The 24,694-nt window shown below is 67.3% G+C and carries 37 protein-coding genes; 36 read left to right on the top strand and 1 reads right to left on the bottom strand.

Translation table 11 applies throughout. The features are described 5' to 3' along the window. Positions 1-60: 60 nt before the first annotated feature. The gene (locus tag P3T37_RS29755; RefSeq protein WP_280727018.1) at positions 61-1,698 is read right to left on the bottom strand and encodes a hypothetical protein; all 1,638 of its coding nucleotides are present in this window, start codon (positions 1,696-1,698) and stop codon (positions 61-63) included. Positions 1,699-2,296: 598 nt separating this feature from the next. Here P3T37_RS29755 and rpsJ point away from each other — a divergent pair. The 36 genes from rpsJ (at position 2,297) to glmM (ending at position 24,694) form a co-directional block, all read left to right on the top strand. Next, positions 2,297-2,605, top strand: a complete 309-nt coding sequence (gene rpsJ / locus P3T37_RS29760) for a 30S ribosomal protein S10 (protein ID WP_012785157.1) — start codon at positions 2,297-2,299, stop codon at positions 2,603-2,605. Positions 2,606-2,619: 14 nt separating this feature from the next. Further along, positions 2,620-3,264: a 50S ribosomal protein L3 gene (gene rplC, locus P3T37_RS29765; protein ID WP_035800835.1), complete on the top strand. Its 645-nt coding sequence runs from the start codon at positions 2,620-2,622 to the stop codon at positions 3,262-3,264. 4 nt (positions 3,265-3,268) lie between these two features. After that, positions 3,269-3,946 (top strand): 50S ribosomal protein L4, encoded by a 678-nt coding sequence (gene rplD / locus P3T37_RS29770; RefSeq protein ID WP_280727019.1) that lies wholly within the window; start codon positions 3,269-3,271, stop codon positions 3,944-3,946. Continuing rightward, on the top strand, positions 3,943-4,266 hold the full coding sequence (rplW, locus tag P3T37_RS29775; RefSeq protein WP_157536559.1) for a 50S ribosomal protein L23: 324 nt from the start codon (positions 3,943-3,945) through the stop codon (positions 4,264-4,266). Before rplD ends, rplW begins: the two co-directional genes overlap by 4 nt. A 42-nt stretch (positions 4,267-4,308) precedes the next feature. Next, positions 4,309-5,145, top strand: coding sequence for a 50S ribosomal protein L2 (rplB, locus tag P3T37_RS29780; protein WP_280666726.1), 837 nt, complete (start codon positions 4,309-4,311; stop codon positions 5,143-5,145). Between the two features lie 11 nt (positions 5,146-5,156). Continuing rightward, complete coding sequence (rpsS, locus tag P3T37_RS29785; protein ID WP_030232469.1) at positions 5,157-5,438, top strand: 30S ribosomal protein S19; 282 nt, start codon at positions 5,157-5,159, stop codon at positions 5,436-5,438. Between the two features lie 52 nt (positions 5,439-5,490). Continuing rightward, positions 5,491-5,838: a 50S ribosomal protein L22 gene (gene rplV / locus P3T37_RS29790; RefSeq protein WP_033824229.1), complete on the top strand. Its 348-nt coding sequence runs from the start codon at positions 5,491-5,493 to the stop codon at positions 5,836-5,838. Then, positions 5,838-6,674, top strand: coding sequence for a 30S ribosomal protein S3 (gene rpsC / locus P3T37_RS29795; protein WP_035800847.1), 837 nt, complete (start codon positions 5,838-5,840; stop codon positions 6,672-6,674). Before rplV ends, rpsC begins: the two co-directional genes overlap by 1 nt. A 5-nt stretch (positions 6,675-6,679) precedes the next feature. After that, a complete protein-coding gene (gene rplP / locus P3T37_RS29800; protein WP_035800849.1) occupies positions 6,680-7,099 on the top strand; it encodes a 50S ribosomal protein L16 in 420 nt (139 codons plus the stop codon). Continuing rightward, positions 7,099-7,323 carry a 50S ribosomal protein L29 gene (gene rpmC / locus P3T37_RS29805; RefSeq protein ID WP_280666724.1) on the top strand — a complete coding sequence of 75 codons (225 nt, stop codon included), beginning with the start codon at positions 7,099-7,101 and terminating at the stop codon, positions 7,321-7,323. Before rplP ends, rpmC begins: the two co-directional genes overlap by 1 nt. Then, complete coding sequence (rpsQ, locus tag P3T37_RS29810) at positions 7,323-7,604, top strand: 30S ribosomal protein S17 (RefSeq protein ID WP_035800852.1); 282 nt, start codon at positions 7,323-7,325, stop codon at positions 7,602-7,604. Before rpmC ends, rpsQ begins: the two co-directional genes overlap by 1 nt. A gap of 102 nt (positions 7,605-7,706) precedes the next feature. Continuing rightward, positions 7,707-8,078, top strand: a complete 372-nt coding sequence (gene rplN, locus P3T37_RS29815; RefSeq protein WP_035800854.1) for a 50S ribosomal protein L14 — start codon at positions 7,707-7,709, stop codon at positions 8,076-8,078. A gap of 15 nt (positions 8,079-8,093) precedes the next feature. Continuing rightward, positions 8,094-8,405, top strand: a complete 312-nt coding sequence (gene rplX, locus P3T37_RS29820; protein ID WP_280672141.1) for a 50S ribosomal protein L24 — start codon at positions 8,094-8,096, stop codon at positions 8,403-8,405. Continuing rightward, positions 8,405-8,983 (top strand): 50S ribosomal protein L5, encoded by a 579-nt coding sequence (gene rplE, locus P3T37_RS29825; RefSeq protein WP_035800855.1) that lies wholly within the window; start codon positions 8,405-8,407, stop codon positions 8,981-8,983. The genes rplX and rplE overlap by 1 nt, the downstream gene beginning before the upstream one ends. A 3-nt stretch (positions 8,984-8,986) precedes the next feature. Then, positions 8,987-9,172, top strand: a complete 186-nt coding sequence (locus P3T37_RS29830) for a type Z 30S ribosomal protein S14 (protein WP_035800856.1) — start codon at positions 8,987-8,989, stop codon at positions 9,170-9,172. A gap of 269 nt (positions 9,173-9,441) precedes the next feature. Then, positions 9,442-9,849: a 30S ribosomal protein S8 gene (gene rpsH, locus P3T37_RS29835; protein WP_035800857.1), complete on the top strand. Its 408-nt coding sequence runs from the start codon at positions 9,442-9,444 to the stop codon at positions 9,847-9,849. Between the two features lie 22 nt (positions 9,850-9,871). Further along, positions 9,872-10,411 carry a 50S ribosomal protein L6 gene (gene rplF, locus P3T37_RS29840; protein WP_280727020.1) on the top strand — a complete coding sequence of 180 codons (540 nt, stop codon included), beginning with the start codon at positions 9,872-9,874 and terminating at the stop codon, positions 10,409-10,411. Positions 10,412-10,414: 3 nt separating this feature from the next. Beyond that, positions 10,415-10,804: a 50S ribosomal protein L18 gene (rplR, locus tag P3T37_RS29845; protein ID WP_280727021.1), complete on the top strand. Its 390-nt coding sequence runs from the start codon at positions 10,415-10,417 to the stop codon at positions 10,802-10,804. Between the two features lie 48 nt (positions 10,805-10,852). Further along, the gene (gene rpsE, locus P3T37_RS29850) at positions 10,853-11,494 is read left to right on the top strand and encodes a 30S ribosomal protein S5 (RefSeq protein ID WP_184937234.1); all 642 of its coding nucleotides are present in this window, start codon (positions 10,853-10,855) and stop codon (positions 11,492-11,494) included. Then, on the top strand, positions 11,494-11,676 hold the full coding sequence (rpmD, locus tag P3T37_RS29855; RefSeq protein WP_030300409.1) for a 50S ribosomal protein L30: 183 nt from the start codon (positions 11,494-11,496) through the stop codon (positions 11,674-11,676). Before rpsE ends, rpmD begins: the two co-directional genes overlap by 1 nt. A gap of 1 nt (position 11,677) precedes the next feature. After that, positions 11,678-12,130 (top strand): 50S ribosomal protein L15, encoded by a 453-nt coding sequence (gene rplO / locus P3T37_RS29860; RefSeq protein ID WP_280727022.1) that lies wholly within the window; start codon positions 11,678-11,680, stop codon positions 12,128-12,130. Positions 12,131-12,453: 323 nt separating this feature from the next. Continuing rightward, positions 12,454-13,761 (top strand): preprotein translocase subunit SecY, encoded by a 1,308-nt coding sequence (secY, locus tag P3T37_RS29865; protein ID WP_280727023.1) that lies wholly within the window; start codon positions 12,454-12,456, stop codon positions 13,759-13,761. Further along, positions 13,761-14,420 carry an adenylate kinase gene (locus tag P3T37_RS29870; protein WP_280727024.1) on the top strand — a complete coding sequence of 220 codons (660 nt, stop codon included), beginning with the start codon at positions 13,761-13,763 and terminating at the stop codon, positions 14,418-14,420. The genes secY and P3T37_RS29870 overlap by 1 nt, the downstream gene beginning before the upstream one ends. 148 nt (positions 14,421-14,568) lie before the next feature. Then, positions 14,569-15,408: a type I methionyl aminopeptidase gene (gene map / locus P3T37_RS29875; RefSeq protein ID WP_280727025.1), complete on the top strand. Its 840-nt coding sequence runs from the start codon at positions 14,569-14,571 to the stop codon at positions 15,406-15,408. 54 nt (positions 15,409-15,462) lie between these two features. Further along, positions 15,463-15,900 carry a large conductance mechanosensitive channel protein MscL gene (gene mscL / locus P3T37_RS29880; RefSeq protein WP_280727026.1) on the top strand — a complete coding sequence of 146 codons (438 nt, stop codon included), beginning with the start codon at positions 15,463-15,465 and terminating at the stop codon, positions 15,898-15,900. Positions 15,901-16,059: 159 nt separating this feature from the next. After that, on the top strand, positions 16,060-16,281 hold the full coding sequence (infA, locus tag P3T37_RS29885) for a translation initiation factor IF-1 (RefSeq protein ID WP_003956442.1): 222 nt from the start codon (positions 16,060-16,062) through the stop codon (positions 16,279-16,281). A gap of 30 nt (positions 16,282-16,311) precedes the next feature. Beyond that, entirely contained in the window at positions 16,312-16,425 is a 114-nt protein-coding gene (gene rpmJ / locus P3T37_RS29890) for a 50S ribosomal protein L36 (protein ID WP_003956441.1), read from the top strand. 178 nt (positions 16,426-16,603) lie between these two features. Further along, positions 16,604-16,984 carry a 30S ribosomal protein S13 gene (gene rpsM / locus P3T37_RS29895; RefSeq protein ID WP_145790757.1) on the top strand — a complete coding sequence of 127 codons (381 nt, stop codon included), beginning with the start codon at positions 16,604-16,606 and terminating at the stop codon, positions 16,982-16,984. A gap of 72 nt (positions 16,985-17,056) precedes the next feature. Then, on the top strand, positions 17,057-17,464 hold the full coding sequence (gene rpsK / locus P3T37_RS29900) for a 30S ribosomal protein S11 (protein WP_035800872.1): 408 nt from the start codon (positions 17,057-17,059) through the stop codon (positions 17,462-17,464). Positions 17,465-17,602: 138 nt separating this feature from the next. Beyond that, entirely contained in the window at positions 17,603-18,625 is a 1,023-nt protein-coding gene (locus P3T37_RS29905; protein WP_035800873.1) for a DNA-directed RNA polymerase subunit alpha, read from the top strand. Positions 18,626-18,750: 125 nt separating this feature from the next. Next, on the top strand, positions 18,751-19,221 hold the full coding sequence (gene rplQ, locus P3T37_RS29910; RefSeq protein WP_280727027.1) for a 50S ribosomal protein L17: 471 nt from the start codon (positions 18,751-18,753) through the stop codon (positions 19,219-19,221). A gap of 87 nt (positions 19,222-19,308) precedes the next feature. Next, positions 19,309-20,208 carry a tRNA pseudouridine(38-40) synthase TruA gene (gene truA / locus P3T37_RS29915; protein ID WP_280727028.1) on the top strand — a complete coding sequence of 300 codons (900 nt, stop codon included), beginning with the start codon at positions 19,309-19,311 and terminating at the stop codon, positions 20,206-20,208. A 42-nt stretch (positions 20,209-20,250) separates the two neighbouring features. Beyond that, positions 20,251-21,915, top strand: coding sequence for an ATP-binding cassette domain-containing protein (locus P3T37_RS29920; RefSeq protein WP_280727029.1), 1,665 nt, complete (start codon positions 20,251-20,253; stop codon positions 21,913-21,915). Between the two features lie 219 nt (positions 21,916-22,134). After that, positions 22,135-22,578, top strand: coding sequence for a 50S ribosomal protein L13 (gene rplM, locus P3T37_RS29925; RefSeq protein ID WP_280666709.1), 444 nt, complete (start codon positions 22,135-22,137; stop codon positions 22,576-22,578). Positions 22,579-22,622: 44 nt separating this feature from the next. Beyond that, entirely contained in the window at positions 22,623-23,138 is a 516-nt protein-coding gene (rpsI, locus tag P3T37_RS29930) for a 30S ribosomal protein S9 (RefSeq protein WP_280727030.1), read from the top strand. Between the two features lie 188 nt (positions 23,139-23,326). Beyond that, on the top strand, positions 23,327-24,694 hold the full coding sequence (gene glmM / locus P3T37_RS29935) for a phosphoglucosamine mutase (RefSeq protein ID WP_280727031.1): 1,368 nt from the start codon (positions 23,327-23,329) through the stop codon (positions 24,692-24,694).

A 24,694-nucleotide genomic window follows, 5' to 3' on the forward strand; every position in this document is an offset into this window, starting at 1 on the left:
GGGTCTCCGGATGAGAGAGGGCAGCAGATCGGGCCGCCGGTGCGGCTGGTCAGGGCGTCCCTACTGGATCAGCTGCTGCCAGGTCTGGTCGCCATCCTGGCTACAGGTGTGGTTCGGCGCGTAGGTGGGGCACTTGCCGTTGAGCTCGCGGACCGTGTGCGAGACCCAGGGCAGGATCTTGTAGCTGTTCTCCTTGGCCGGCATGTAGCGGTCCGACATCGAGGAGGCCACCGACCCGAAGAGGAAGAGCAGTCCGACGAAGGCCCCGATCACGGCGGTCTGCGGGCTCGGGAACTTCCCGCGGGCGGTGAGCTCGCGCACCACCAGGTGGACGGCCAGGCCGCCCAGAATCAGCGCGCAGTAGAGCAGTTGGTTGTCGGTCCGCAGCCAGAGCTGCACCGTCTGGGTCGAGTACATCTCCGAGGCGAAGTACATCCGCATCACCCAGGCGCTGGCGAACATGCAGACCACGGTGACCACGAAGGGCTTGCGCATGCCGAGCCAGAGGCAGACGCCCAGGCAGACGAAGAGCACGATGGCGAACAGCCCGATGCCGCCGAGCTCACCGGGCACCGGCCACTGGCCGACCTTGCCGGGCATGTCGGTGCGCCACATCAGGAAGTACGCCGGGTCGGTCTTGGTGTCGAACGAGAAGTTCTTGTCCACCGTCGTGGCCGACTGCTGCAGCAGCGTCACGGCGTAGCTGCCGGCGACGACCACGAAGGCGGCGACGGTGGCGCCCAGGAACCCGGCGCCCTTGAGCAGTCCGGTCCGCCAGGGGAAGAAGATGGCGGCAGCCGCTATCACCCCCGCCGCACTCCAGACGAACCAGCCGGAGTAGGTCAGGAACAGCACGCCGAGCACCACCCCGAAGGCGGCGCCCTTGACCAGCACCGGCGTCCAGCGCTGGGTGGCGGACTTGCTCAACTCCCGTACCATCGCGGCCAGTACGGGCACCAGCATGATCAACACGGTGGCGCTGTACGGCTTGTAGGCGTCGATGATGGCGAAGGCCGGCAGCACGCCGAAGGCCAGCGCGCGGACCGGGCTGAGCACCAGGCGCCAGCACAGGTACGCCAGCGGGCCGGTGACGGCCGCGCCGAGGATCTGCAGGTCCTTGAAGGCGTACGCGGTGTTGCCGCCGCGGAACCACTCGGCGTAGTAGCCCAGCGTGTAGAGCGGTCCGGGCGGGTAGACCAGGGCCTCCGGCGGAACCGAGTGCCCGTGGGCGACCAGGCTGGACCACTCGACGATCCGGCCGCTGTCCCCGTTCAGGCCGAACATCGGCCACGGGGTGCCGAGCAGCGAGATCACCGCGCCGCCGGCCACGAACCCGCTCGCCAGGCCCGCCGCGGCGGCGGCGCTGAGGCGCACCACGAGCGGGAAGTGGCGGGAACCGCGGAGCCGGAGTGCTGCCATGAGCATGGCAACGAGTACGATGCCGACCAGAGCGAACCGGAGCTGCAGTGCGGCGAGCCCGCTGACCTGCCCGATCCGGTCCAGCGGGTCCAGTCGCAGGTGCCGTACGGAGATCGGCAGGATCAGCGCCGCGGTGAAGGCGACCAGCGCCTCGACGGCGTACCCTGCTGCCGACCTCGCGGTCGCCTGCTCGCGGATGGCGGCGGTTCGCGCCCGGAGTCCTGAGATCGGGAGCACCGCGGCCGGCGCGGCGACCGGTGACGCAGGGTGGGTCGTCAAGATCGTTCTTCCTCAGAGGTGGGGCCGGGCCGCCTGATGCGGCGTCAGTGGTCTCGCCCGGGAGTGAATGGCGCCAGAGCCCCAAATCATAAGATGCCGACCTGCCGCAACCACGTGCGGGGTCGCGCACCTGTGCGGACATCGCTCCTACGGCCCAGTGGGTTGTCCCGATTGGCGCCGGTGCCTGCTGGTATGGCAGACTACCTGGGTTGCTCGGTTGAGTGCCGATGCTGCGCGCCTCCCACCGGGAGGACCGGAAGCGAGTCCCAAGTACTCGTCGTTCCCGTGATGGCCGTTCATGTGTTCACGTGCTGTATGTGAATGCAGTGGTGTGTAAGCGACACCGCGGCAGCTGCGGGGCGGACGTACGGGAATCTTCCGGGAAGCGTGGGCAGGGCCTCGACCCGGTATCCGATGGGTGCAAGACACTCCAGATCCACTGAAAAAGGTAACTGTTTTACCTTTTTCTTGAGCGTCAGGGCGACACGCCCGAGCGCGTGGACCGGAGGGTAACCACCCAGGGGCACCACCGGACCAGTCCACCCGGATGAATCCGGCAGTAGAAGCAGCAGACGAGACAAAGGACTACTGAGTAGCCATGGCGGGACAGAAGATCCGCATCCGGCTCAAGGCCTACGACCACGAGGTGATTGACTCCTCGGCGAAGAAGATCGTCGAGACCGTCATTCGCACTGGTGCGCAGGTCGCGGGCCCGGTGCCGCTGCCCACTGAGAAGAACGTTTACTGCGTCATCCGCTCGCCGCACAAGTACAAGGACTCGCGCGAGCACTTCGAGATGCGCACCCACAAGCGTCTGATCGACATCCTCGACCCGACCCCGAAGACCGTTGACTCGCTGATGCGCCTCGACCTTCCGGCCGGCGTCGACATCGAGATCAAGCTCTGAGAGGCGCGACGAAGATGGCAAAGCAGATTAAGGGCATCCTGGGCGAGAAGCTCGGCATGACCCAGGTCTGGGACGAGAACAACCGGATCGTTCCGGTGACCGTCGTCAAGGCCGGGCCCAATGTCGTGACCCAGATCCACACCGCTGATGGCACCGGCTACGACGCCGTGCAGATCGGTTTCGGCGAGATCGACCCCCGCAAGGTGAACAAGCCCCTCGCGGGTCACTTCGCCAAGGCCGGTGTCACCCCGCGCCGCCACCTGGTCGAGCTGCGTACCTCGGACGCGTCCGAGTACACGCTGGGCCAGGAGATCACCGCCGAGCTGTTCGAGGCGGGTGTCAAGGTCGACGTGACCGGCACCTCCAAGGGCAAGGGCTTCGCCGGTGTCATGAAGCGTCACAACTTCAAGGGCCTCGGCGCCGGTCACGGCGTGCAGCGCAAGCACCGTTCGCCCGGCTCGATCGGTGGCTGCGCCACCCCGGGTCGCGTGTTCAAGGGCATGAAGATGGCCGGCCGGATGGGCCACGAGCGCGTGACCACCCAGAACCTGACCATCCACGCCGTTGACGCGGAGAAGGGGCTGCTCCTGATCAAGGGCGCAATCCCCGGTCCGAACGGCGGCCTCATCCTCGTCCGCACCGCGGCGAAGGGGCTGTGAGGATATGAGCACCATTGACATCCTGTCGCCCGCGGGCGACAAGACCGGCACCCTTGAGCTGCCGGCTGAGATCTTCGACGCCAAGGTCAGCGTTCCGCTGATGCACCAGGTCGTCGTGGCTCAGCTCGCCGGCGCCCGCCAGGGTACGCACTCGACCAAGCGTCGTGGCGAGGTCCGAGGCGGCGGCCGCAAGCCGTACCGCCAGAAGGGCACCGGCCGCGCCCGTCAGGGCTCGACCCGCGCGCCGCAGTTCGCGGGCGGTGGCATCGTCCACGGCCCCAAGCCGCGTGACTACTCGCAGCGGACCCCGAAGAAGATGATCGCCGCCGCTCTGCGCAGCGCGCTCACCGACCGGGCCCGTTACGACCGCATCCACGTCATCACCGACGTGACCGCGACCGAGGCGCCGTCGACCAAGGCCGCCAAGGGCCTGTTCGGCAAGATCACCGAGCGCAAGAACATCCTCCTCGTCGTCGAGCGTGCCGACGAGCTGGGTCTGAAGAGCGCCCGCAACCTGCCGAACGTCCACATCCTGGACGCCGGTCAGCTGAACACCTACGACGTGCTCGTCTCCGACGACGTGGTCTTCACCCAGGCCGCCTTCGAGCGTTTCGTGGCGGGTCCCGCCGCGTCCGCCAAGGCTGTGGCTGCTGAGGGCGAGCTCGAAGGGAGCGCCGCCTGATGGCTGCAGAGATCACGAGCAAGACGTTCACGGACCCCCGTGACATCTTGGTGAAGCCGGTCATCTCGGAGAAGAGCTACTCGCTCCTCGACGAGAACAAGTACACGTTCGTCGTGTCGCCGGGTGCCAACAAGACCCAGATCAAGCAGGCCATCGAAGCGGTCTTCTCGGTCAAGGTCGAGTCCGTCAACACGCTCAACCGTCAGGGCAAGCGCAAGCGCTCCAAGACGGGCTTTGGCAAGCGCAAGGACACCAAGCGCGCCATCGTGACGCTGGCTGAGGGCAACCGCATCGACATCTTCGGTGGTCCGGTCTCCTAACGGAGATCGTGCCGTCGATAAGGACGAGGACGAGAGAGCCAAATGGGCATCCGCAAGTACAAGCCGACTACGCCGGGCCGTCGTGGCTCCAGCGTGGCCGACTTCGTAGAGATCACGCGGTCCACGCCGGAGAAGTCGCTGGTTCGCCCCCTGCACAGCAAGGGCGGCCGTAACAACGCCGGTCGTATCACCGCTCGCCACCAGGGTGGCGGACACAAGCGCGCCTACCGCGTGATCGACTTCCGTCGTCACGACAAGGACGGCGTGCCGGCCAAGGTCGCGCACATCGAGTACGACCCCAACCGCACCGCGCGCATCGCGCTGCTGCACTACGCGGACGGCGAGAAGCGCTACATCATCGCCCCCGCGAAGCTGTCGCAGGGTGACCGTATTGAGAACGGCCCCGCGGCCGACATCAAGCCGGGCAACAACCTGCCGCTGCGCAACATCCCGGTCGGTACCGTTATCCACGCTGTGGAGCTGCGTCCGGGCGGCGGTGCCAAGATGGCCCGCTCCGCCGGCGCCGGTATCCAGCTGCTGGCCCGCGAGGGGCGCTTCGCGACCCTTCGTATGCCGTCCGGCGAGACCCGCATGGTGGACGCGCGCTGCCGCGCGACCATCGGCGAGGTCGGCAACGCCGAGCAGTCGAACATCAACTGGGGCAAGGCCGGCCGTATGCGCTGGAAGGGCGTTCGCCCGACCGTGCGTGGTGTGGCCATGAACCCGATCGACCACCCGCACGGTGGTGGTGAGGGTAAGACCTCCGGTGGTCGCCACCCGGTTTCGCCGTGGGGCAAGAAGGAGGGTCGTACTCGTAAGCCGAACAAGGCCTCGAACGCCCTCATCGTGCGCCGCCGCAAGACCAACAAGAAGCGCTAGGAGCAGGTCAGATGCCGCGCAGTCTCAAGAAGGGCCCCTTCATCGACGGCCACCTCATCAAGAAGGTGGATGTCCAGAACGAAGCGGGTACCCAGAACGTCATCAAGACCTGGTCCCGTCGCTCCGTGATCAGCCCGAGCATGCTCGGTCACACGATCGCGGTGCACGATGGTCGTAAGCACGTCCCGGTGTTCGTCACCGAGTCGATGGTCGGCCACAAGCTCGGCGAGTTCGCGCCGACGCGTACGTTCCGCGGTCACGTCAAGGACGACCGCAAGTCGAAGCGTCGCTAGTCGCCAAGCGGATAAGCAACGACTCATGACTTACACCAGCAAGGGGACAACCATGGAAGCCAGGGCCCAGGCGCGGTACATCCGCGTCACGCCCATGAAGGCCCGCCGCGTGGTGGACCTCATCCGTGGCCTGAACGCCACGGAGGCCCAGGCGGTCCTGCGTTTCGCTCCGCAGGCCGCGACTGTGCCGGTCGGCAAGGTGCTTGACAGCGCCATTGCCAACGCCGTGCACAACTACAACCACAACAACGTGGACGACCTCGTCATCAGCGAGGCGTACGTTGACGAGGGCCCGACCCTGAAGCGGTTCCGTCCGCGTGCCCAGGGCCGCGCCTACCGGATCCGCAAGCGGACCAGCCACATCACCGTGGTCGTCAGCAGCAAGGAAGGGACCCGGTAATGGGCCAGAAGGTTAACCCGCACGGGTTCCGCCTCGGCATCAGCACGGACTTCAAGTCCCGCTGGTACGCCGACAAGCTGTACTCGGACTACGTCAAGGAAGACGTTGCCATTCGTCGCATGATGACGAAGGGCATGGAGCGTGCCGGTATCTCGAAGGTTGAGATCGAGCGCACCCGCGACCGCGTCCGGGTCGACATCCACACCGCCCGCCCCGGCATCGTGATCGGTCGCCGTGGCACCGAGGCCGACCGCATCCGCGGCGACCTCGAGAAGCTGACCGGCAAGCAGGTCCAGCTGAACATCCTCGAGGTCAAGAACCCCGAGCTGGACGCCCAGCTCGTGGCTCAGGGCGTCGCGGAGCAGCTGTCCTCCCGCGTGTCGTTCCGCCGTGCCATGCGCAAGAGCATGCAGGGCACCATGAAGTCCGGCGCCAAGGGCATCAAGGTCCAGTGCTCCGGTCGTCTCGGCGGCGCCGAGATGAGCCGTTCGGAGTTCTACCGCGAGGGTCGTGTGCCGCTGCACACGCTGCGCGCGAACGTCGACTACGGCTTCTTCGAGGCCAAGACGACCTTCGGCCGTATCGGCGTGAAGGTCTGGATCTACAAGGGTGATGTCAAGAACATCGCCGAGGTCCGCGCTGAGAACGCTGCTGCCCGCTCGGGCAACCGCCCGGCCCGCACCGACGCCCGCCCCGCGCGTGGCGGCGAGCGCGGTGGCCGCGGTGGCGAGCGCGGTGGCGCAGCCCGTGGCGGCCGTCGTCCGGCGAACACCGAGGGCGCTGCCCAGGTGACCGCCGAGGCGCCGGCTGTCGAGAGCACCGGAACGGAGGCCTGACCGACATGCTGATCCCCCGTCGGGTCAAGCACCGCAAGCAGCACCACCCGAAGCGCCGCGGCGCTTCGAAGGGTGGCACCGAACTCGCGTTCGGCGAGTACGGCATCCAGGCCGTCACCCCGGCCTACGTGACGAACCGGCAGATCGAGTCCGCTCGTATCGCCATCACCCGTCACATCAAGCGTGGCGGCAAGGTCTGGATCAACATTTACCCGGACCGTCCCCTCACCAAGAAGCCTGCCGAGACCCGCATGGGTTCCGGTAAGGGTTCGCCGGAGTGGTGGATTGCCAACGTTCACCCGGGACGGATCATGTTTGAACTGTCCTACCCCAATGAGAAGGTTGCTCGTGAGGCGCTCACCCGCGCTGCTCACAAGCTCCCGATGAAGTGCCGGATTGTCCGGCGCGAGGCAGGTGAGAGCTGATGTCGGCCGGCACCAAGGCTGCAGAGCTTCGCGAGCTCGACAACGACGGACTCGTTGGCAAGCTGCGCGAGGCCAAGGAGGAGCTGTTCAACCTCCGCTTCCAGGCGGCGACCGGGCAGCTCGACAACCACGGACGGCTCAAGCTCGTCCGTAAGGACATCGCGCGTATTTACACCCTGATGCGCGAGCGCGAGCTGGGCATCGAGACGGTGGAGAACGCCTGATGACTGAGAACACCACCAACGAGACTGAGGCGCGCGGCTTCCGCAAGACCCGTGAGGGTCTCGTCGTCAGCGACAAGATGGACAAGACCGTCGTCGTCGCCGTCGAGGACCGCGTCAAGCACGCTCTGTACGGCAAGGTCATCCGCCGTACGAACAAGCTGAAGGCGCACGACGAGGCGAACGCCTGCGGCATCGGCGACCGGGTCCTCCTCGCGGAGACCCGCCCGCTGTCCGCGACGAAGCGCTGGCGCGTCGTCGAGATCCTCGAGAAGGCCAAGTAACGAAGTTGTTCGGGTACGGCCGTATGTGCATCGGGTCCCTCGCGGGCGCCGGTGTGAGCAGCGGCCGGCCCGTCAGCTCTCGTTGACGATCAGGAGAAAGCTGTGATCCAGCAGGAGTCGCGACTGCGTGTCGCCGACAACACGGGCGCAAAGGAAATCCTTTGCATCCGCGTTCTCGGTGGTTCCGGTCGCCGCTACGCCGGTATCGGGGACGTCATTGTCGCGACCGTCAAGGACGCGATCCCCGGTGGTTCGGTGAAGAAGGGTGATGTCGTCAAGTGCGTCATCGTCCGCACCGTGAAGTCGCGCCGTCGTCCCGACGGTTCGTACATCCGGTTCGACGAGAACGCCGCGGTTGTTCTGAAGAACACCGATGGTGACCCCCGTGGAACCCGCATCTTCGGCCCGGTGGGCCGCGAGCTGCGCGACAAGAAGTTCATGAAGATCATCTCGCTTGCGCCGGAGGTGCTCTAACCCATGGCGAACAGCATGAAGATCAAGAAGGGTGACCTGGTTCAGGTCATCACCGGCAAGGACCGCGGCAAGCAGGGCAAGGTCATTCAGGCCATGCCCGAGGCCAACAAGGTTCTCGTCGAGGGTGTGAACCGGGTCAAGAAGCACACCAAGCCCGGCCAGGGCACCGCCGGTGGCATCATCACCGTCGAGGCCCCGGTGCACGTTTCCAACGTGCAGCTGGTCGTGGAGAAGGACGGCAAGAAGGTCGTCACTCGCGTTGGTTACCGCTTCGATGACGAGGGCAACAAGATCCGCGTTGCCAAGCGAACCGGTGAGGACATCTGATGTCTGAGACGACCATCGAGAACGTCGAGAAGGTGGCCCCCCGCCTCAAGGAGCGTTACAACTCCGAGATCAAGGGCCAGCTCAAGGAAGAGTTCTCCTACGAGAACGTCATGCTGATCCCCGGCCTGGTCAAGGTCGTGGTCAACATGGGTGTGGGCGAGGCCGCCCGCGACTCCAAGCTGATCGACGGTGCCATCCGCGACCTCACCGCCATCACCGGCCAGAAGCCGGCGGTGACGAAGGCTCGCAAGTCCATCGCGCAGTTCAAGCTGCGTGAGGGCCAGCCGATCGGCACCCACGTCACCCTCCGTGGTGACCGCATGTGGGAGTTCCTGGACCGTCTGGTGTCGCTGGCTCTGCCGCGTATCCGTGACTTCCGTGGTCTCTCCCCGAAGCAGTTCGACGGCCGTGGCAACTACACCTTCGGTCTGACCGAGCAGGTCATGTTCCACGAGATCGACCAGGACAAGGTCGACCGTCAGCGCGGTATGGACATCACCGTCGTGACCACCGCCCAGACCGACGACGAGGGCCGGGCGCTCCTGCGCGCTCTGGGCTTCCCGTTCAAGGAGGCGTAAGCCATGGCGAAGAAGTCCCTTATCGCGAAGGCCGCTCGTAAGCCGAAGTTCGCGGTCCGCGCCTACACGCGCTGCCAGCGCTGCGGCCGTCCGCACTCGGTGTACCGCAAGTTCGGCCTGTGCCGTGTCTGCCTCCGTGAGATGGCGCACCGCGGCGAGCTGCCGGGCGTGACCAAGAGCTCCTGGTAGTCCAGGACCCTCGGCACGCCAACGCGAGACACAGTGGTGTCCGACCCCACAGCACCTCCTTTTGGGCTCCTGTACCGGATCCCGTAAGGTAGTGGGGTCGGGCCCCCTGGCGCGGCAGCTCCGTAGCTGTCGTGACCTTCTTCGGAAGGCTCGCACCCAGTCTTACTAACGCCGCAGGTCCCCTGCGTCTGTGCCCCTGTCGCACTCCTCGGAGTGCGACGGGGGGACCTGGCGCGGAGAAACCACGGCGAGAGAGGCCTGAGGCCATCATGACCATGACCGACCCCATCGCAGACATGCTCACGCGTCTGCGTAACGCGAACTCGGCGTACCACGACACCGTGGCGATGCCGGCTAGCAAGATCAAGTCGCACGTCGCGCAGATCCTGCAGCAGGAGGGTTACATCTCCGGCTGGAAGGTCGAGGAGCCGCAGGAGGGCGAGGTCGGCAAGAAGCTGACCATCGAGCTCAAGTTCGGCCCCAACCGCGAGCGCTCGATCGCTGGTATCAAGCGCATCAGCAAGCCGGGCCTGCGGGTCTACGCAAAGTCCACCAACCTGCCGAAGGTCCTCGGCGGCCTGGGCGTGGCGATCATCTCCACGTCCTCGGGTCTCCTCACGGACAAGCAGGCCGCCAAGAAGGGCGTAGGCGGAGAAGTTCTCGCCTACGTCTGGTAATTCGGGAAACGGAGGTACAGCAATGTCGCGTATTGGACGGCTGCCCATCCCGGTTCCCGCCGGCGTGGACGTCACCATCGATGGCCAGACGGTCGGCGTGAAGGGCCCCAAGGGCTCCCTCTCGCACACCGTTGCCGAGCCGATCGAGATCAGCAAGGACGAGACCGGCACCCTTGTCGTCTCGCGCCCGAACGACGAGCGTCAGTCGAAGGCCCTTCACGGCCTTTCCCGCACGCTGGTGGCGAACATGATCACCGGCGTGACCGCGGGCTACCGCAAGTCGCTGGAGATCAACGGTGTTGGTTACCGTGTCGCGCTGAAGGGCTCCAACCTGGAGTTCCAGCTCGGCTTCAGCCACCCGGTCCTGATCGAGGCCCCGGAGGGCATCACCTTCGCGGTCGAGTCTCCCACCAAGTTCCACGTGGACGGGACCGACAAGCAGCTGGTCGGAGAAATTTCGGCCAAGATCCGCAAGCTGCGTAAGCCCGACCCGTACAAGGGCAAGGGCATCAAGTACGCGGGCGAGGTCATCCGCCGCAAGGTCGGAAAGAGCGGTAAGTAAGCCATGGGCAAGAGTCTTTCTGTCAAGATCGGCAAGGGCAACGCTTACAAGCCCTCTGCCCGCAAGCGCCGTGCCATCCGCGTTCGCAAGCGCGTCACCGGCACCGAGGTTCGTCCTCGTCTGGTCGTGACCCGCTCGAACCGCCACATCTTCGCCCAGGTCATCGACGACGCCAAGGGTCACACCCTCGCGTCGGCGTCCACCCTCGACGTGTCCGTCAAGGGCGTCGAGGGCGACAAGAGCGAGCTGGCCAAGAAGGTCGGCGCCCTGGTCGCTGAGCGCACCAAGGCCGCCGGCATCGAGACGGTCGTCTTCGACCGCGCGGGCAACCGTTACGCGGGGCGCATCGCCGCCCTGGCGGACGCTGCCCGTGAGGCTGGGCTCGACTTCTAAGCCGCTCGTCGGCTCAGTCGACGGACGTAATCGAGAGAGGTAATTCCAATGGCTGGACCCCAGCGCCGCGGTAGCGGCGCCGGCGGCGGCACCGGCGGTGGCGAGCGGCGTGACCGTAAGCGCGACGACCGGGGCAACGCCCCCGCCGTCGAGAAGACCGCTTACGTTGAGCGCGTCGTTGCGATCAACCGTGTCGCCAAGGTTGTCAAGGGTGGTCGTCGTTTCAGCTTCACCGCGCTGGTCGTGGTGGGCGACGGTGACGGCACCGTGGGTGTCGGATACGGCAAGGCGAAGGAGGTTCCGGCCGCCATCGCCAAGGGTGTTGAGGAGGCCAAGAAGAACTTCTTCAAGGTCCCCCGTATCCAGGGCACCATTCCGCACCCGATCCAGGGTGAGAAGGCCGCCGGCGTCGTGCTCCTGAAGCCGGCGTCCCCCGGTACCGGCGTTATCGCCGGTGGCCCGGTGCGTGCCGTCCTGGAGTGCGCCGGCGTTCACGACATCCTGTCGAAGTCGCTCGGCTCGGACAACGCGATCAACATCGTGCACGCCACGGTGGCCGCTCTGAAGGGCCTTGTTCGCCCCGAGGAGATCGCTGCCCGTCGTGGCCTGCCGCTGGAGGACGTGGCCCCGGCCGCCCTGCTGCGCGCTCGCGCGGCCGGCACCGCCGCTGCGGCAGGGGCGGGTGTCTGATGGCTCGCCTGAAGATCACCCAGACCAAGTCCTACATCGGTAGCAAGCAGAACCACCGCGAGACGCTGCGCTCGCTGGGTCTGAAGCGTATGCACGATGTGGTCGTCAAGGAGGACCGTCCCGAGATTCGCGGGATGGCCCAGACCGTGCGTCACCTCGTCACGGTCGAGGAGGTTGACTGACATGGCGGACTCTCCGCTCAAGATCCACAACCTGCGGCCCGCCCCGGGTGCCAAGACCGCCAAGACCCGTGTTGGTCGTGGTGAGGCATCCAAGGGTAAGACCGCTGGTCGTGGCACCAAGGGCACCAAGGCCCGTTACCAGGTTCCGCAGCGCTTCGAGGGTGGGCAGATGCCCCTCCACATGCGTCTGCCGAAGCTCAAGGGCTTCAAGAACCCCTTCAAGATCACCTTCCAGGTGGTCAACCTCGACAAGCTGGCCGAGCTCTACCCGCAGGGTGGAGAGGTCACCGTCGAGGGCCTGGTCGAGAAGGGCGCGGTTCGCAAGAACTCGCTCGTCAAGGTCCTGGGCACCGGCGAGGTCTCCGTCGCGCTGCAGGTTTCGGTTGACGCCGTCTCCGCTTCGGCCGCCACGAAGATCACCGCCGCCGGCGGTACCGTCACCGAGCTGATCTGACTTCAGGTCACGCAAGGCTGACTCAGCTTCACGGGCTGGGCCCCGTCCCTCTTTCGAGAGGGGCGGGGCCCAGCCTTTTGTGTGTTCATCTGCACCCGAATCCGGACTCTGCCGGACGCATCCCCGGCCAAAACCGGGCATCCCGGCCCGGCCGGGCGAAGCGCATGGCGCACGAGCTTCATTCGGGTGGCCACACACTGTTAGAGTCCGTGGAGTTCCCTTGTAGGCTGCGACAGTCTGCCTTGTGGTAGCTGGAACACCCTTACTCCCCCCATCAGGACCGACCCTCCCGCCGACGACGCGCGGGGGGCGCAGGAGGCACCGTGCTCAGTGCGTTCGCGCGGGCGTTCAAGACGCCCGACCTGCGCAAGAAGCTGCTGTTCACGCTGGGCATCATGGTGCTGTTCCGGATGGGTGCGCACGTTCCCGTCCCGGGCGTCAACTTTGTCGCCGTGAACACATGTGTGAAGCAGGCGAACAACGGTCTCTTCGGCCTTGTGAACCTGTTCAGTGGTGGAGCTCTGCTCCAGCTGACGATCTTCGCGCTCGGCATCATGCCCTACATCACCGCCAGCATCATCCTCCAGCTGCTGACCGTCGTGATCCCGCGACTGGAAGCGCTGAAGAAGGAGGGTCAGGCCGGCACCACGAAGATCACGCAGTACACCCGCTACCTGACCATCGCGCTCGCGATCCTCCAGGGCACCGGCATCGTGGCCACCGCGTCCAACGGCGCGCTGTTCTCGACCTGCCCGGTCGGCAACCAGGTCGTCCCGGACACCTCGGTCTTCCGGATCATGGTCATGGTCGTGACGATGACCGCCGGTACCACGATGATCATGTGGCTCGGTGAGCTGATCACCGACCGCGGCATCGGCAACGGCATGTCCATCCTGATCTTCACCTCGATCGCGTCCGGTTTCCCGGGCCAGCTCTGGGCCATCAAGAAGGCCGGCACGCTCGCGAGCGGCTGGATCGACTTCTTCGCGGTCCTCGGTGTGGGCGTCGTGGTGGTGGTCCTGGTCATCTTCGTCGAGCAGGCGCAGCGCCGGATCCCGGTGCAGTACGCCAAGCGCATGATCGGGCGGCGTGCCTTCGGCGGCACCTCGACCTACATCCCGCTGAAGGTCAACCAGGCCGGTGTCATCCCGGTGATCTTCGCCTCGTCGCTGCTGTACATCCCGGCCCTGGTGGCCCAGCTGACGAGCAGCAAGGCGGGCTGGGCGGTCTGGATCCAGAACAACTTCACCAAGGGTGACCACCCGATCTACATGGCGACGTACTTCGTCCTGATCGTGTTCTTCGCCTTCTTCTACGTCGCCATCTCCTTCAACCCCGAAGAAGTTGCCGACAATATGAAGAAGTATGGTGGCTTCATCCCGGGCATCCGGGCCGGCCGCCCGACGGCCGAATACCTGAACTACGTGCTCACCCGCATCACGTGGCCGGGATCGCTCTACCTGGGCCTGATCGCGTTGATCCCGATGATCGGCCTCGTCGCCCTCAAGCAGAGCACAACCATTCCGTTTGGCGGCACCAGCATCCTCATCATCGTCGGCGTCGGACTCGAAACTGTGAAGCAGATCGAGAGCCAGCTCCAGCAGCGTAATTACGAAGGGTTCCTCCGCTGATGCGTATCGTCCTCGTCGGACCTCCCGGGGCCGGGAAGGGTACTCAGGCGCATGTTCTGGCCAAGACCCTGTCCATCCCGCACATCTCCACCGGCGACCTCTTCCGGGCCAACATCAGCCAGGGCACCCCGTTGGGGCTCGAGGCCAAGGGCTACATGGACGCAGGTCGGCTCGTACCGGACGAGGTGACCATCGGGATGGCCAAGGACCGGCTCGCCCAGGAGGACGCCGCCCACGGCTTCCTGCTGGACGGGTTCCCCCGCAACCTCGTGCAGGCCAAGGCCCTGGACGAGATCCTTGCGGAGTCCGGCATCGCCCTCAACGGCGTGCTGGACCTGGAGGTCCCCGAGGACGAGGTCGTCAAGCGCATCGCCGGTCGCCGGCTGTGCCGCAACGACGGCAGCCACGTGTTCCACGTGCACTACAACGCGCCGTCCGTCGAGGGCGTCTGCGACGAGTGCGGTGGCGAGCTGTACCAGCGTGCCGACGACACCGAGTCGACGGTCCGCAACCGCCTCGAGGTCTACCACACCGAGACCGAGCCGATCATCGAGTACTACGCCCAGCAGGGCCTGGTCACCACGATCCCGGCGCTCGGCAAGGTGGACGAGGTCACCCAGCGCGCCGTTGACGCGCTGGAGCAGCGCAAGCAGGCCTGAACAACAGGTTTCTGAGCGACACCCCGCGTGCCCCACGGCCGCGGCGCCCCGGGTCGGGGCGCCGCGGCCGTGCGGCGTCGTACCGTTGTCTCAGCGAAGGGCCGCCCGGCAAGGACCGTGCGGTACACAGACGAAAGGCGTGGCCCAGATGGTGGAGATCAAGACCTCCGAGCAGATCGCGAAGATGCGGGTGGCCGGCCTGGTCGTCGCCGAGGCCCTCAAGGCCTGCCGCGCCGCGGTGGCCCCCGGGATCAGCACCCAGGAGCTGAACGACATCGCGGCCAAGGTCATCGCCGACCACGGCGCCACCTCCAACTTCCGCGCCGACCACGGCGGCCTCTGGTTCCCCGGGGTGATCTGCGCCTCGGTCAACAACGAGGTGGTGCACGGGATCCCCGGTGACCGGGTGCTGCTCGAGGGCGACGTCATCTCCATCGACTGCGGCGCGATCGTGGACGGCTGGCACGGCGACGCCGCCATCACCGTCCCGGTCGGCGAGGTTCGTCCCGAGGTCGAGATGCTCAGCCGGGTGACCGAGGGCTCGATGTGGGCCGGCATCGCCCAGATGAAGAAGGGCAACCGGCTGGCCGACGTGTCCAAGGCGATCGAGGGCTTCATCCGCCGTCAGCCGCTGCCGCCCAAGGGCAAGTGGGGCATCACCGAGGGCTACGGCGGCCACGGCATCGGCACCGCGATGCACATGGAGCCGCACGTGCTGAACTACGTCGAGCGCGGCCGCGGCAAGGGCCCGAAGCTGATCCCCGGCACGGTCCTGGCGATCGAGCCGATGGTCTCGCTGGGCACCCCGCACACCAGCGTGCTGGAGGACGACTGGACGGTCGTCACCAACGACGGGACCTGGGCGGCGCACTGGGAGCACTCGGTCGCCGTCACCGAGCAGGGCCCGCTGGTGCTGACCGCCTTCGACGGCGGAAAGGCGCAGCTCGCGGCGCTGGGCGTGACCGCGGCGCCGGACCCGCTCGGATAGCCGGTATCGTCACTGGTTCGAACACCAGGCGTATCGGACATATAGGGGACAACAGTGCTCAAGGGCTTCCGCGAGTTCATGATGCGCGGCAACGTCGTCGACATGGGCGTCGGCATCGTCATCGGCTCCGCGTTCACGGCCGTGGTCGGCGGTTTCGTCAAGGCCTTCCTCACCCCGCTGGTGGGCGTGGCGACCGGCGCGGCCGGCGACTTCAGCTCGAAGTCGTTCACCCAGGCCGGAGTGACCTTCCCGTACGGGCAGTTCCTGAACGTGCTGATCACCTTCGTGATGACCGCGGCGGTGCTGTACTTCTGCGTGGTGCTGCCGGTGAGCAAGGCGAGCGCCCGCTACCTGCCGAAGAAGCCGAAGGCGGCGAAGCGCCCGTGCCCCGAGTGCCTCACCGAGATACCGGAGGCCGCGAGCCGTTGCGCCGCCTGCACCGCCGTCGTCCAGCCGATCCGGATCGGTGCGCAGCAGCACTCGCAGTACTAGCCCCGGTTTTGGGTTCCGTGCGCCGGTAACGTACGATGGACTGTCGGCTCACTCGTAGCGTGCTCTTGCACGCCCTCTTCCCTAGGGACGGGGTGAACCCAGGTTCGCACGAGCGTGCCGCATACGGTAGCCGGTCCCGGAAGGTGGATCTCGCAGTTCATGGCAAAGAAGCAAGGCGCCATTGAGATCGAGGGCACCGTGATCGAGTCTCTCCCGAACGCCATGTTCAAGGTTGAGCTGCAGAACGGTCACAAGGTCCTCGCGCACATCAGCGGCAAGATGCGTATGCACTACATCCGCATCCTGCCGGACGACCGGGTCGTGGTGGAGCTCAGCCCCTACGACCTGACGCGTGGTCGGATCGTCTACCGCTACAAGTAACGTCAGATCTAGACCCGGAGAACCTGAACCATGAAGGTCAAGCCGAGCGTCAAGAAGATCTGCGACAAGTGCAAGGTGATCCGCCGTCACGGCCGGGTCATGGTGATCTGCGACAACCTGCGCCACAAGCAGCGCCAGGGCTGATCGTCCCCCCGCATTTCTCGTAGTACTTCGCGCGACGCGCACCAACGTCATACACGGGCTGCCCGATCCGTCCACCCTTGGACGGACTGCCACCCCCGGTCAGAGGCCGGGGCTCCCTCAGCGAGAGTTGTAGGAGTAGGCAGTTCGTAAGACCTCTGAAGAATCACAGGAGCCATGAATGGCACGCCTCGCCGGCGTTGATCTCCCCCGCGAAAAGCGGATCGAGATCGCCCTCACGTACGTCTACGGCATCGGCCGTACCCGCGCCCAGCAGTCGCTGGCCGAGACTGGCGTGAACCCCGACATCCGCGTTCGCGACATCAGCGAGGACGACCTCGTCAAGCTCGCGCAGTGGATCGACGCCAACTACACCGTTGAGGGTGACCTCCGCCGTGAGGTGGCCGCCGACATCCGCCGCAAGGTCGAGATCGGCTGCTACGAGGGTCTGCGTCACCGCCGTGGCCTGCCGGTCCGCGGTCAGCGCACCCACACCAACGCGCGTACCCGCAAGGGCCCGCGTCGCGCGATTGCCGGCAAGAAGAAGCCGGGCAAGAAGTAGTCCGCCCCTAAACCGGACTTCCCTCCGGCCCGCGGGTAGCGGACCGATCACCTCAGTAGGAGAAACAGACTTATGCCCCCCAAGGGTCGTCAGGCTGCCGGCGCCAAGAAGGTGCGCCGCAAGGAGAAGAAGAACGTCGCTCATGGGCACGCCCACATCAAGAGCACGTTCAACAACACCATCGTTTCGATCACGGACCCCGCGGGCAACGTGATCTCCTGGGCCTCCGCCGGCCACGTCGGCTTCAAGGGCTCGCGCAAGTCCACCCCGTTCGCCGCGCAGATGGCCGCCGAGGCCGCTGCCCGTCGCGCGCAGGAGCACGGCATGCGCAAGGTCGACGTCTTCGTGAAGGGTCCGGGCTCCGGCCGCGAGACCGCGATCCGCTCGCTCCAGGCCACCGGCCTGGAGGTCGGCTCGATCCAGGACGTCACCCCCACCCCGCACAACGGCTGCCGTCCGCCGAAGCGTCGCCGCGTCTGACGCAGCGCCTTCGGGTACTGGTGCTTTAAACCACGTACGGGGTCCCATGCAGTTCGTTGTTGCTGCGATTGGGACCCCGTACGCTTGGTTCTGTTCGACGTCAAATAGTGGGCGTCGAGAACAACTGGAGGATCCAAAATGCTGATCGCTCAGCGCCCCTCGCTGACCGAAGAGGTCGTCGACGAGTACCGCTCGCGGTTCGTGATCGAGCCGCTCGAGCCGGGCTTCGGCTACACCCTCGGCAACTCCCTGCGCCGCACGCTCCTCTCCTCGATCCCGGGTGCCGCTGTCACCAGCATCCGCGTCGACGGTGTCCTGCACGAGTTCACCACCGTGCCGGGCGTCAAGGAGGACGTCACCGACCTCATCCTCAACATCAAGCAGCTGGTCGTCTCCTCGGAGCACGACGAGCCGGTCGTGATGTACCTGCGCAAGCAGGGCCCCGGTGTGGTCACCGCCGCCGACATCGCCCCCCCGGCCGGTGTCGAGGTGCACAACCCCGAGCTCGTCCTCGCCACGCTCAACGGCAAGGGCAAGCTGGAGATGGAGCTGACCGTCGAGCGCGGTCGCGGCTACGTCTCCGCCGTCCAGAACAAGGCTTCCGGCCAGGAGATCGGCCGTATCCCGGTCGACTCGATCTACAGCCCCGTGCTGAAGGTCACCTACAAGGTCGAGGCCACCCGTGTCGAGCAGCGCACCGACTTCGACAAGCTGATCGTCGACGTCGAGACCAAGCCCGCCATGCGCCCGCGTGACGCCATGGCGTCGGCCGGTAAGACCCTGGTGGAGCTGTTCGGTCTCGCCCGCGAGCTGAACATCGACGCCGAGGGCATCGACATGGGCCCCTCGCCGACGGACGCCGCCCTGGCGGCCGACCTGGCGCTGCCGATCGAGGAGCTCGAGCTCACCGTTCGGTCGTACAACTGCCTCAAGCGCGAGGGCATCCACACCGTGGGTGAGCTCGTGGCCCGCTCCGAGGCCGACCTGCTCGACATCCGCAACTTTGGTGCGAAGTCGATCGACGAGGTCAAGGCGAAGCTGGCCGGCATGGGCCTGGCCCTCAAGGACAGCCCGCCCGGATTCGACCCGACCGCCGCCGCCGACGCCTTCGGCGCCGACGACCTGGACGACGCGGGTTACGCGGAGACTGAGCAGTACTGAGTTTGGCTCGGGGCGGCTCCCACCGGAGCCGCCCCGATTCATGAAGGAAAGCCGCTCGGGCAACAGTGCCCGGACGCCCGTTCCGGTACCTGATACGGCCGGATTCGGAGATACAAGGAGCTACCATGCCCCGTCCCACGAAGGGTGCCCGCCTCGGCGGTGGCCCGCACCACGAGCCGCTGCTGCTCGCCGGCCTGTGCCGCGAGCTGTTCCAGTACGGCCGCATCACCACGACCGAGGCCAAGGCCCGTCGGATGCGCCCGCTGGCCGAGCGCCTGATCACCAAGGCGAAGGTCGGTGACATCCACAACCGTCGTATCGTCCGCAAGACGATCACCGACGTCTCCGTGCTGCACACCCTCTTCACCGAGATTGCGCCGCGCTACGAGAACCGCCCGGGTGGCTACACCCGTATCACCAAGATCGGTCCCCGTCGTGGCGACAACGCCCCGATGGCCGTGATCGAGCTGGTCGAGGCGCTGACCGTCGCGCAGACCGCCGTCGGCGAGGCCGAGGGTGCCACCAAGCGTGCCGCCAAGGACGCCGAGGTTGCCGAGGCTCCTGCTGTCGAGACCTCTGAGGTCGAGACCGCCTGAACACCCTGAGGTGTTGTCCGGGCCCGTTCTCCCAGTGATGGGGGAGCGGGCCCGTTCCTTTCTACCGGGAGTACGGGAGTACTGGCAGTGCTGAAGGATTGCGAGCAGCCCCAGCGGCAGGACGGGCCGGCCGAGGGGACCGTGCGGATCCGGTTGGATCTGGCGTACCAGGGGGCCGAGTTCTCCGGGTGGGCGCGGCAGCCCGGGCGGCGGACGGTGCAGGGCGAGATCGAGAGCGCGCTGCAGATCGTGACGCGCTCCGCCGAGCCCTACGACCTGACCGTGGCCGGGCGCACGGACGCCGGGGTGCACGCGCGCGGGCAGGTCGCGCATGTGGACCTGCCGGTCGAGCTGTGGGCCGAGCACGGTGAGAAGCTGCTGCGCCGGCTCGCCGGGCGGCTGCCGGGCGACGTCCGGATCTACCGGCTGTCCGAGGCGCCGGCCGGCTTCGACGCCCGCTTCGCCGCGATCTGGCGCCGGTACGCCTACCGGGTGGCCGACCACCAGGGCGGCGTGGACCCGCTGCTGCGCGGCCATGTGCTCTGGCACGACCGCCCGCTGGACATCGACCTGATGAACGAGGCGGCCCGGCTGCTGCTCGGCGAGCACGACTTCGCCGCGTACTGCAAGAAGCGCGAGGGTGCCACCACCATCCGCACGCTGCTCGACCTGCACTGGGAGCGGGTCCCGGCGGACAGCCACACCGCCGGTGTGGCCGGGCAGTTGGCGGTGGCCACGGTGCGGGCGGACGCCTTCTGCCACAACATGGTGCGGGCGCTGGTCGGTTCGATGCTGCTGGTGGGCGACGGGCACCGGCCGGTGGAGTTCCCCGGACAGGTGCTGGCCGGGCGGGTGCGCAACAGCGCCGTCAACGTGGTCCGGCCGTACGGGCTGACGCTGGAGGAGGTCGGCTACCCGGCCGACGACAAGCTCGCCGAGCGCAACCGCGAGGCGCGCCGGATGCGCACGCTGCCTGGCCAGGGGTAATCCGTTTGGGCCGGGAGCCCTCGGCATAGCAAAATCGCCCTCATGGGACACGTCGAGATTTCGCACCTTGAGTACTACCTGCCGGACGGGCGGGTGCTGTTCGACGACGCGTCCTTCCGGGTCGGCGAGGGCTCCGCGGTCGCCCTGGTGGGCGCCAACGGCGCCGGCAAGACCACGTTGCTGCGCATGATCGCGGGCGACACGCAGCCGCACGGCGGCACGGTGACGGTCAGCGGCGGGCTCGGCGTGATGCGCCAGTTCGTCGGCACCACCGGCCGCGAGGACCAGCGCGAGACGCCCGGCGCGCTGCCGGCCGACGCCTCCGTCCGCGACCTGCTGGTCTCCGTCGCGCCGCAGCGGATCGCGGTGGCCGCCAGGACGGTGGACGCCGCCGAGCTGGCGATGATGGCGCAGGACGACGAGAAGAGCCAGATGGCCTACGCCCAGGCGCTGGCCGACTGGGCCGACGCGGGCGGCTACGAGTACGAGACCGACTGGGACGTCTGCACCACGGCGGCCCTCGGGATGCCGTTCGACCGGGCCCAGTTCCGCGGCCTCAACACGCTCTCCGGCGGCGAGCAGAAGCGGCTGGTGCTGGAGGCGCTGCTGCGCGGCCCCGAGGAGGTGCTGCTGCTGGACGAGCCGGACAACTACCTGGACGTCCCGGGCAAGCGCTGGCTGGAGGAGGCCATCCGGTCCACCTCCAAGACCGTGCTCTTCATCTCGCACGACCGGGAGCTGCTCTCCCGGGCCGCCGACAAGATCATCAGCGTCGAGTCGGGCTTCGGCGGCGGTGGCAGCAGCGTCTGGGTGCACGGCGGCGGGTTCGAGTCCTTCCACGAGGCCCGCAAGGAGCGCTTCGCCCGCTTCGAGGAGCTCGGGCGGCGTTGGGACGAGGAACACGCCAAGCTCAAGAAGCTGGTGGTCACGCTGCGCCAGGCGGCCTCGGTCAGCCACGCGCTGGCCACCCGCTACGCCGCCGCGCAGACCCGGCTGAAGAAGTTCGAGGACGCCGGCCGCCCGGAGGAGCCCCCGCGCGAGCAGTCCATCAGCATGCGCCTCAAGGGCGGCCGCACCGGTGTGCGGGCGGTCACCCTGGAGAAGCTGGGGCTCACCGGCCTGATGATGCCCTTCGACCTGGAGGTCTATTACGGCGAGCGGGTCGCGGTGCTGGGCTCCAACGGCTCCGGCAAGTCGCACTTCCTGCGGATGCTGGCGGGCGACGAGACGGTGGCCCACACCGGAACCTGGAAGCTCGGCGCCCGGGTGGTGGCCGGGCACTTCCGGCAGACCCATGCGCACCCCGAGCTGTTCGGCCGCACCGTGCGCTCGATCGTCGAGGAGGAGCACGCGCTGGACCGCAAGGCCGCGATGGGCGTGCTGCGCCGCTACGAGCTGGACAAGCAGGAGGAGCAGCGCTTCGAGTCGCTCTCCGGTGGCCAGCAGGCCAGGCTGATGATCCTCAAACTGGAGCTGGACGGCGTCACCGCCCTGCTGCTGGACGAGCCCACGGACAACCTGGACCTGGAGAGCGCCGAGGCCCTCCAGGAGGGGCTGGAGGCCTTCGACGGCACGGTGCTGTGCGTCACGCACGACCGCTGGTTCGCCAAGACCTTCGACCGCTTCCTGGTTTTCGGCTCGGACGGCAAGGTCTACGAGTCGCCGGAGCCGGTCTGGGACGAGGCCCGGGTGCAGCGCGAGCGGTGAGCACGGGCCGGTGATTTGGACCTGCCCAGCCGGGCGGGTAAGGTTGGCCCTTGTTGTGCGTATTGGCTCGCTCCATCTCACGTGAGAGGTCGGTACGCCGGAGATACCAGGCCGATGACCAGCGGCTCCCCCTTGAATTGCGTCCAAGCGGGTCCGGGCTGATCCCTCGTCCAGGTGCTCCTGTCAGGACTCACTCACTGAAAAGCGAAGGCTACGACCGTGCGTACGTACAGCCCCAAGCCCGGCGACGTCCAGCGTCAGTGGCACGTCATCGACGCGCAAGACGTTGTGCTCGGCCGCCTGGCCTCCCAGGCCGCCAACCTCCTCCGGGGCAAGCACAAGGCGATCTACGCGCCGCACGTTGACACTGGTGACTTCGTCATCATCATCAACGCGGACAAGGTGCACCTGTCTGGGAACAAGAAGACCCAGAAGCTGGCCTACCGCCACAGCGGTTTCCCGGGCGGTCTCCGCTCGGTCCGCTACGACGACCTCCTGGACAAGAACCCGGAGAAGGCAGTCGAGAAGGCCATCAAGGGCATGATCCCCAAGAACACCCTGGGCCGCCAGATGCTCTCCAAGCTGAAGGTCTACTCGGGCGACCAGCACCCGCACGCTGCGCAGCAGCCGGTGCCGTTCGAGATCACCCAGGTCGCGCAGTAATTCCGGCCACCAAGCCCCCCATCACTGAAAAGCTGAGGAACACCGTGGCCGAGACTGCCGCTGAGACCACCCTTGAGGTCGACTTCAACGACGAGGTGGAGCTCACCGAGTACACCTCCGAGGAAGAGACCTCCTACTCGACCGAGTCCTCGGTCGGCCGCTTCGCCGAGGCCATCCCGGCCGCCGGCCTGGGCCGTCGCAAGGAGGCGATCGCCCGCGTGCGCATCGTCCCCGGCACCGGCAAGTGGAAGATCAACGGTCGCACCCTGGAGAACTACTTCCCCAACAAGGTGCACCAGCAGACCGTGAACGAGCCCTTCAAGCTCCTTGAGCTGGACGGCCGTTACGACGTCATCGCCCGCATCTCGGGTGGCGGCGTCTCCGGTCAGGCCTACGCGCTGCGCCTCGGCGTGGCCCGTGCCCTGAACGAGGTGGACGTGGACAACAACCGTCCCGCCCTCAAGAAGGCCGGCTTCCTGATGCGTGACGCCCGTGCCGTCGAGCGCAAGAAGGCCGGTCTCAAGAAGGCCCGCAAGGCCCCGCAGTACAGCAAGCGCTAGTCACGCCGCGGGGTGCGTACCAGCCATGGTGCGCACCCCGCAGGTGGGACTTGTACGCCCCGGAGCACTTCATGTGCCCCGGGGCGTCGTGCTCCCTGGACCGGTCAGGCGGCCAGGGGGACTCCTTCCCGCGGGCCGGGTCGGCGCTGGGCGCCCCCGCCGGCGGCCGGCGACAAAGGACGGGACCAGTGGCACGACTCTTCGGTACGGACGGCGTACGTGGTGTGGCCAATGAGGGGCTGACCGCCGAGCTGGCGCTGAGCCTCTCGGTGGCGGCAGCCCATGTACTGGGCGACGCGGGGGCGTTCGCCGGGCACCGCCCGGTCGCGGTGGTCGGCCGCGACCCGCGCGCCTCGGGCGAGTTCCTGGAGGCGGCGGTCATCGCCGGCCTCGCGAGCGCGGGCGTGGACGTCCTGCGGGTCGGCGTGCTGCCCACCCCCGCAGTGGCGTACCTGACCGGCTCGCTCGGCGCGGACTTCGGCGTGATGCTCTCCGCCAGCCACAACGCGATGCCCGACAACGGCATCAAGTTCCTCGCCCGCGGCGGCATCAAGCTGGACGACGCCATCGAGGACGCCATCGAGGCGCACTACCACCGCTACTCGCACGGCACCGAGGAGGACTGGACCCGCCCGACCGGCGAGGCCGTCGGCCGGGTGCGCGAGTACACCGAGGGCTTCGACAAGTACGTCGCCCACCTGGTCGCGGTGCTGCCGAACCGGCTGGACGGCGTCAAGGTCGTCATCGACGGCGCGCACGGCGCGGCCGCCCGGGTCGCCCCCGAGGCCTTCGCCCGGGCCGGCGCGGAGGTGGTCTACACGCTGGGCGCCGAGCCCACCGGTCTGAACATCAACGACGGCGTCGGCTCGACCCACCTGGACCAGCTCCAGGCCGCGATGCGCGAGCACAGGGCCGACTTCGGCATCGCGCTGGACGGCGACGCGGACCGCTGCCTGGCCGCCGACGCGGACGGCAACGTGGTGGACGGCGACCAGATCCTCGCCATCCTCGCCGTCGCCATGCGCGAGGCCGGCACGCTGCGCCGCAACACCGCGGTGGCCACCGTGATGTCCAACCTCGGCTTCAAGCTGGCCATGGAGCGCGAGGGTATCGAGCTGATCCAGACCGCGGTGGGCGACCGCTACGTGCTGGAGGCGATGAAGGCGCACGGCTACGCGCTCGGCGGTGAGCAGTCCGGCCACGTGATCCTGCTGGACCACGCGACCACCGGCGACGGCACGCTCACCGGCCTGATGCTCGGAGCCCGACTGGCCGCCACCAAGCAGCCGTTGGCCGATCTCGCCGCCGTGATGACCCGGCTCCCGCAGCTGCTGATCAACGTCAAGGGCGTGGACCGCACCCGGGTCGGCGACTGCGCCGAGCTGACTGCCGCCGTCGCCGAGGCGGAGGCCGAACTCGGCGGCACCGGACGGGTGTTGCTCCGTCCGTCCGGTACCGAGCCGCTGGTTCGGGTAATGGTGGAGGCGGCCGACCAGGACCAGGCCCGGGCGATCGCCGAGCGGCTCGCCGAGTCGGTCCGCACCCACCTGGGCTGA

The sequence above is a fragment of the Kitasatospora sp. MAA4 genome, from assembly GCF_029893355.1.
Lineage (GTDB): Bacteria > Actinomycetota > Actinomycetes > Streptomycetales > Streptomycetaceae > Kitasatospora.

Excerpts from the sequence above, each read along its gene's own strand:
- rplE (WP_035800855.1), top strand. The coding sequence starts at position 8,405 with ATGTCTGAGACGACCATCGAGAACGTCGAGAAGGTGGCCCCCCGCCTC.
- rplX (WP_280672141.1), top strand. The coding sequence starts at position 8,094 with ATGAAGATCAAGAAGGGTGACCTGGTTCAGGTCATCACCGGCAAGGAC.
- map (WP_280727025.1), top strand. The coding sequence starts at position 14,569 with ATGGTGGAGATCAAGACCTCCGAGCAGATCGCGAAGATGCGGGTGGCC.
- rplC (WP_035800835.1), top strand. The coding sequence starts at position 2,620 with ATGGCAAAGCAGATTAAGGGCATCCTGGGCGAGAAGCTCGGCATGACC.
- rpmC (WP_280666724.1), top strand. The coding sequence starts at position 7,099 with ATGTCGGCCGGCACCAAGGCTGCAGAGCTTCGCGAGCTCGACAACGAC.
- rpsM (WP_145790757.1), top strand. The coding sequence starts at position 16,604 with ATGGCACGCCTCGCCGGCGTTGATCTCCCCCGCGAAAAGCGGATCGAG.
- rpsJ (WP_012785157.1), top strand. The coding sequence starts at position 2,297 with ATGGCGGGACAGAAGATCCGCATCCGGCTCAAGGCCTACGACCACGAG.
- rplR (WP_280727021.1), top strand. The coding sequence starts at position 10,415 with ATGGGCAAGAGTCTTTCTGTCAAGATCGGCAAGGGCAACGCTTACAAG.
- rpsE (WP_184937234.1), top strand. The coding sequence starts at position 10,853 with ATGGCTGGACCCCAGCGCCGCGGTAGCGGCGCCGGCGGCGGCACCGGC.
- rplQ (WP_280727027.1), top strand. The coding sequence starts at position 18,751 with ATGCCCCGTCCCACGAAGGGTGCCCGCCTCGGCGGTGGCCCGCACCAC.
- rpsQ (WP_035800852.1), top strand. The coding sequence starts at position 7,323 with ATGACTGAGAACACCACCAACGAGACTGAGGCGCGCGGCTTCCGCAAG.
- rplV (WP_033824229.1), top strand. The coding sequence starts at position 5,491 with ATGGAAGCCAGGGCCCAGGCGCGGTACATCCGCGTCACGCCCATGAAG.
- infA (WP_003956442.1), top strand. The coding sequence starts at position 16,060 with ATGGCAAAGAAGCAAGGCGCCATTGAGATCGAGGGCACCGTGATCGAG.
- rpmJ (WP_003956441.1), top strand. The coding sequence starts at position 16,312 with ATGAAGGTCAAGCCGAGCGTCAAGAAGATCTGCGACAAGTGCAAGGTG.
- rpsC (WP_035800847.1), top strand. The coding sequence starts at position 5,838 with ATGGGCCAGAAGGTTAACCCGCACGGGTTCCGCCTCGGCATCAGCACG.
- rplB (WP_280666726.1), top strand. The coding sequence starts at position 4,309 with ATGGGCATCCGCAAGTACAAGCCGACTACGCCGGGCCGTCGTGGCTCC.
- P3T37_RS29920 (WP_280727029.1), top strand. The coding sequence starts at position 20,251 with ATGGGACACGTCGAGATTTCGCACCTTGAGTACTACCTGCCGGACGGG.
- rplD (WP_280727019.1), top strand. The coding sequence starts at position 3,269 with ATGAGCACCATTGACATCCTGTCGCCCGCGGGCGACAAGACCGGCACC.
- rplF (WP_280727020.1), top strand. The coding sequence starts at position 9,872 with ATGTCGCGTATTGGACGGCTGCCCATCCCGGTTCCCGCCGGCGTGGAC.
- rpsS (WP_030232469.1), top strand. The coding sequence starts at position 5,157 with ATGCCGCGCAGTCTCAAGAAGGGCCCCTTCATCGACGGCCACCTCATC.
- P3T37_RS29870 (WP_280727024.1), top strand. The coding sequence starts at position 13,761 with ATGCGTATCGTCCTCGTCGGACCTCCCGGGGCCGGGAAGGGTACTCAG.
- P3T37_RS29905 (WP_035800873.1), top strand. The coding sequence starts at position 17,603 with ATGCTGATCGCTCAGCGCCCCTCGCTGACCGAAGAGGTCGTCGACGAG.
- rpsH (WP_035800857.1), top strand. The coding sequence starts at position 9,442 with ATGACCATGACCGACCCCATCGCAGACATGCTCACGCGTCTGCGTAAC.
- rpsK (WP_035800872.1), top strand. The coding sequence starts at position 17,057 with ATGCCCCCCAAGGGTCGTCAGGCTGCCGGCGCCAAGAAGGTGCGCCGC.
- P3T37_RS29830 (WP_035800856.1), top strand. The coding sequence starts at position 8,987 with ATGGCGAAGAAGTCCCTTATCGCGAAGGCCGCTCGTAAGCCGAAGTTC.
- rplO (WP_280727022.1), top strand. The coding sequence starts at position 11,678 with ATGGCGGACTCTCCGCTCAAGATCCACAACCTGCGGCCCGCCCCGGGT.
- rplP (WP_035800849.1), top strand. The coding sequence starts at position 6,680 with ATGCTGATCCCCCGTCGGGTCAAGCACCGCAAGCAGCACCACCCGAAG.
- rpmD (WP_030300409.1), top strand. The coding sequence starts at position 11,494 with ATGGCTCGCCTGAAGATCACCCAGACCAAGTCCTACATCGGTAGCAAG.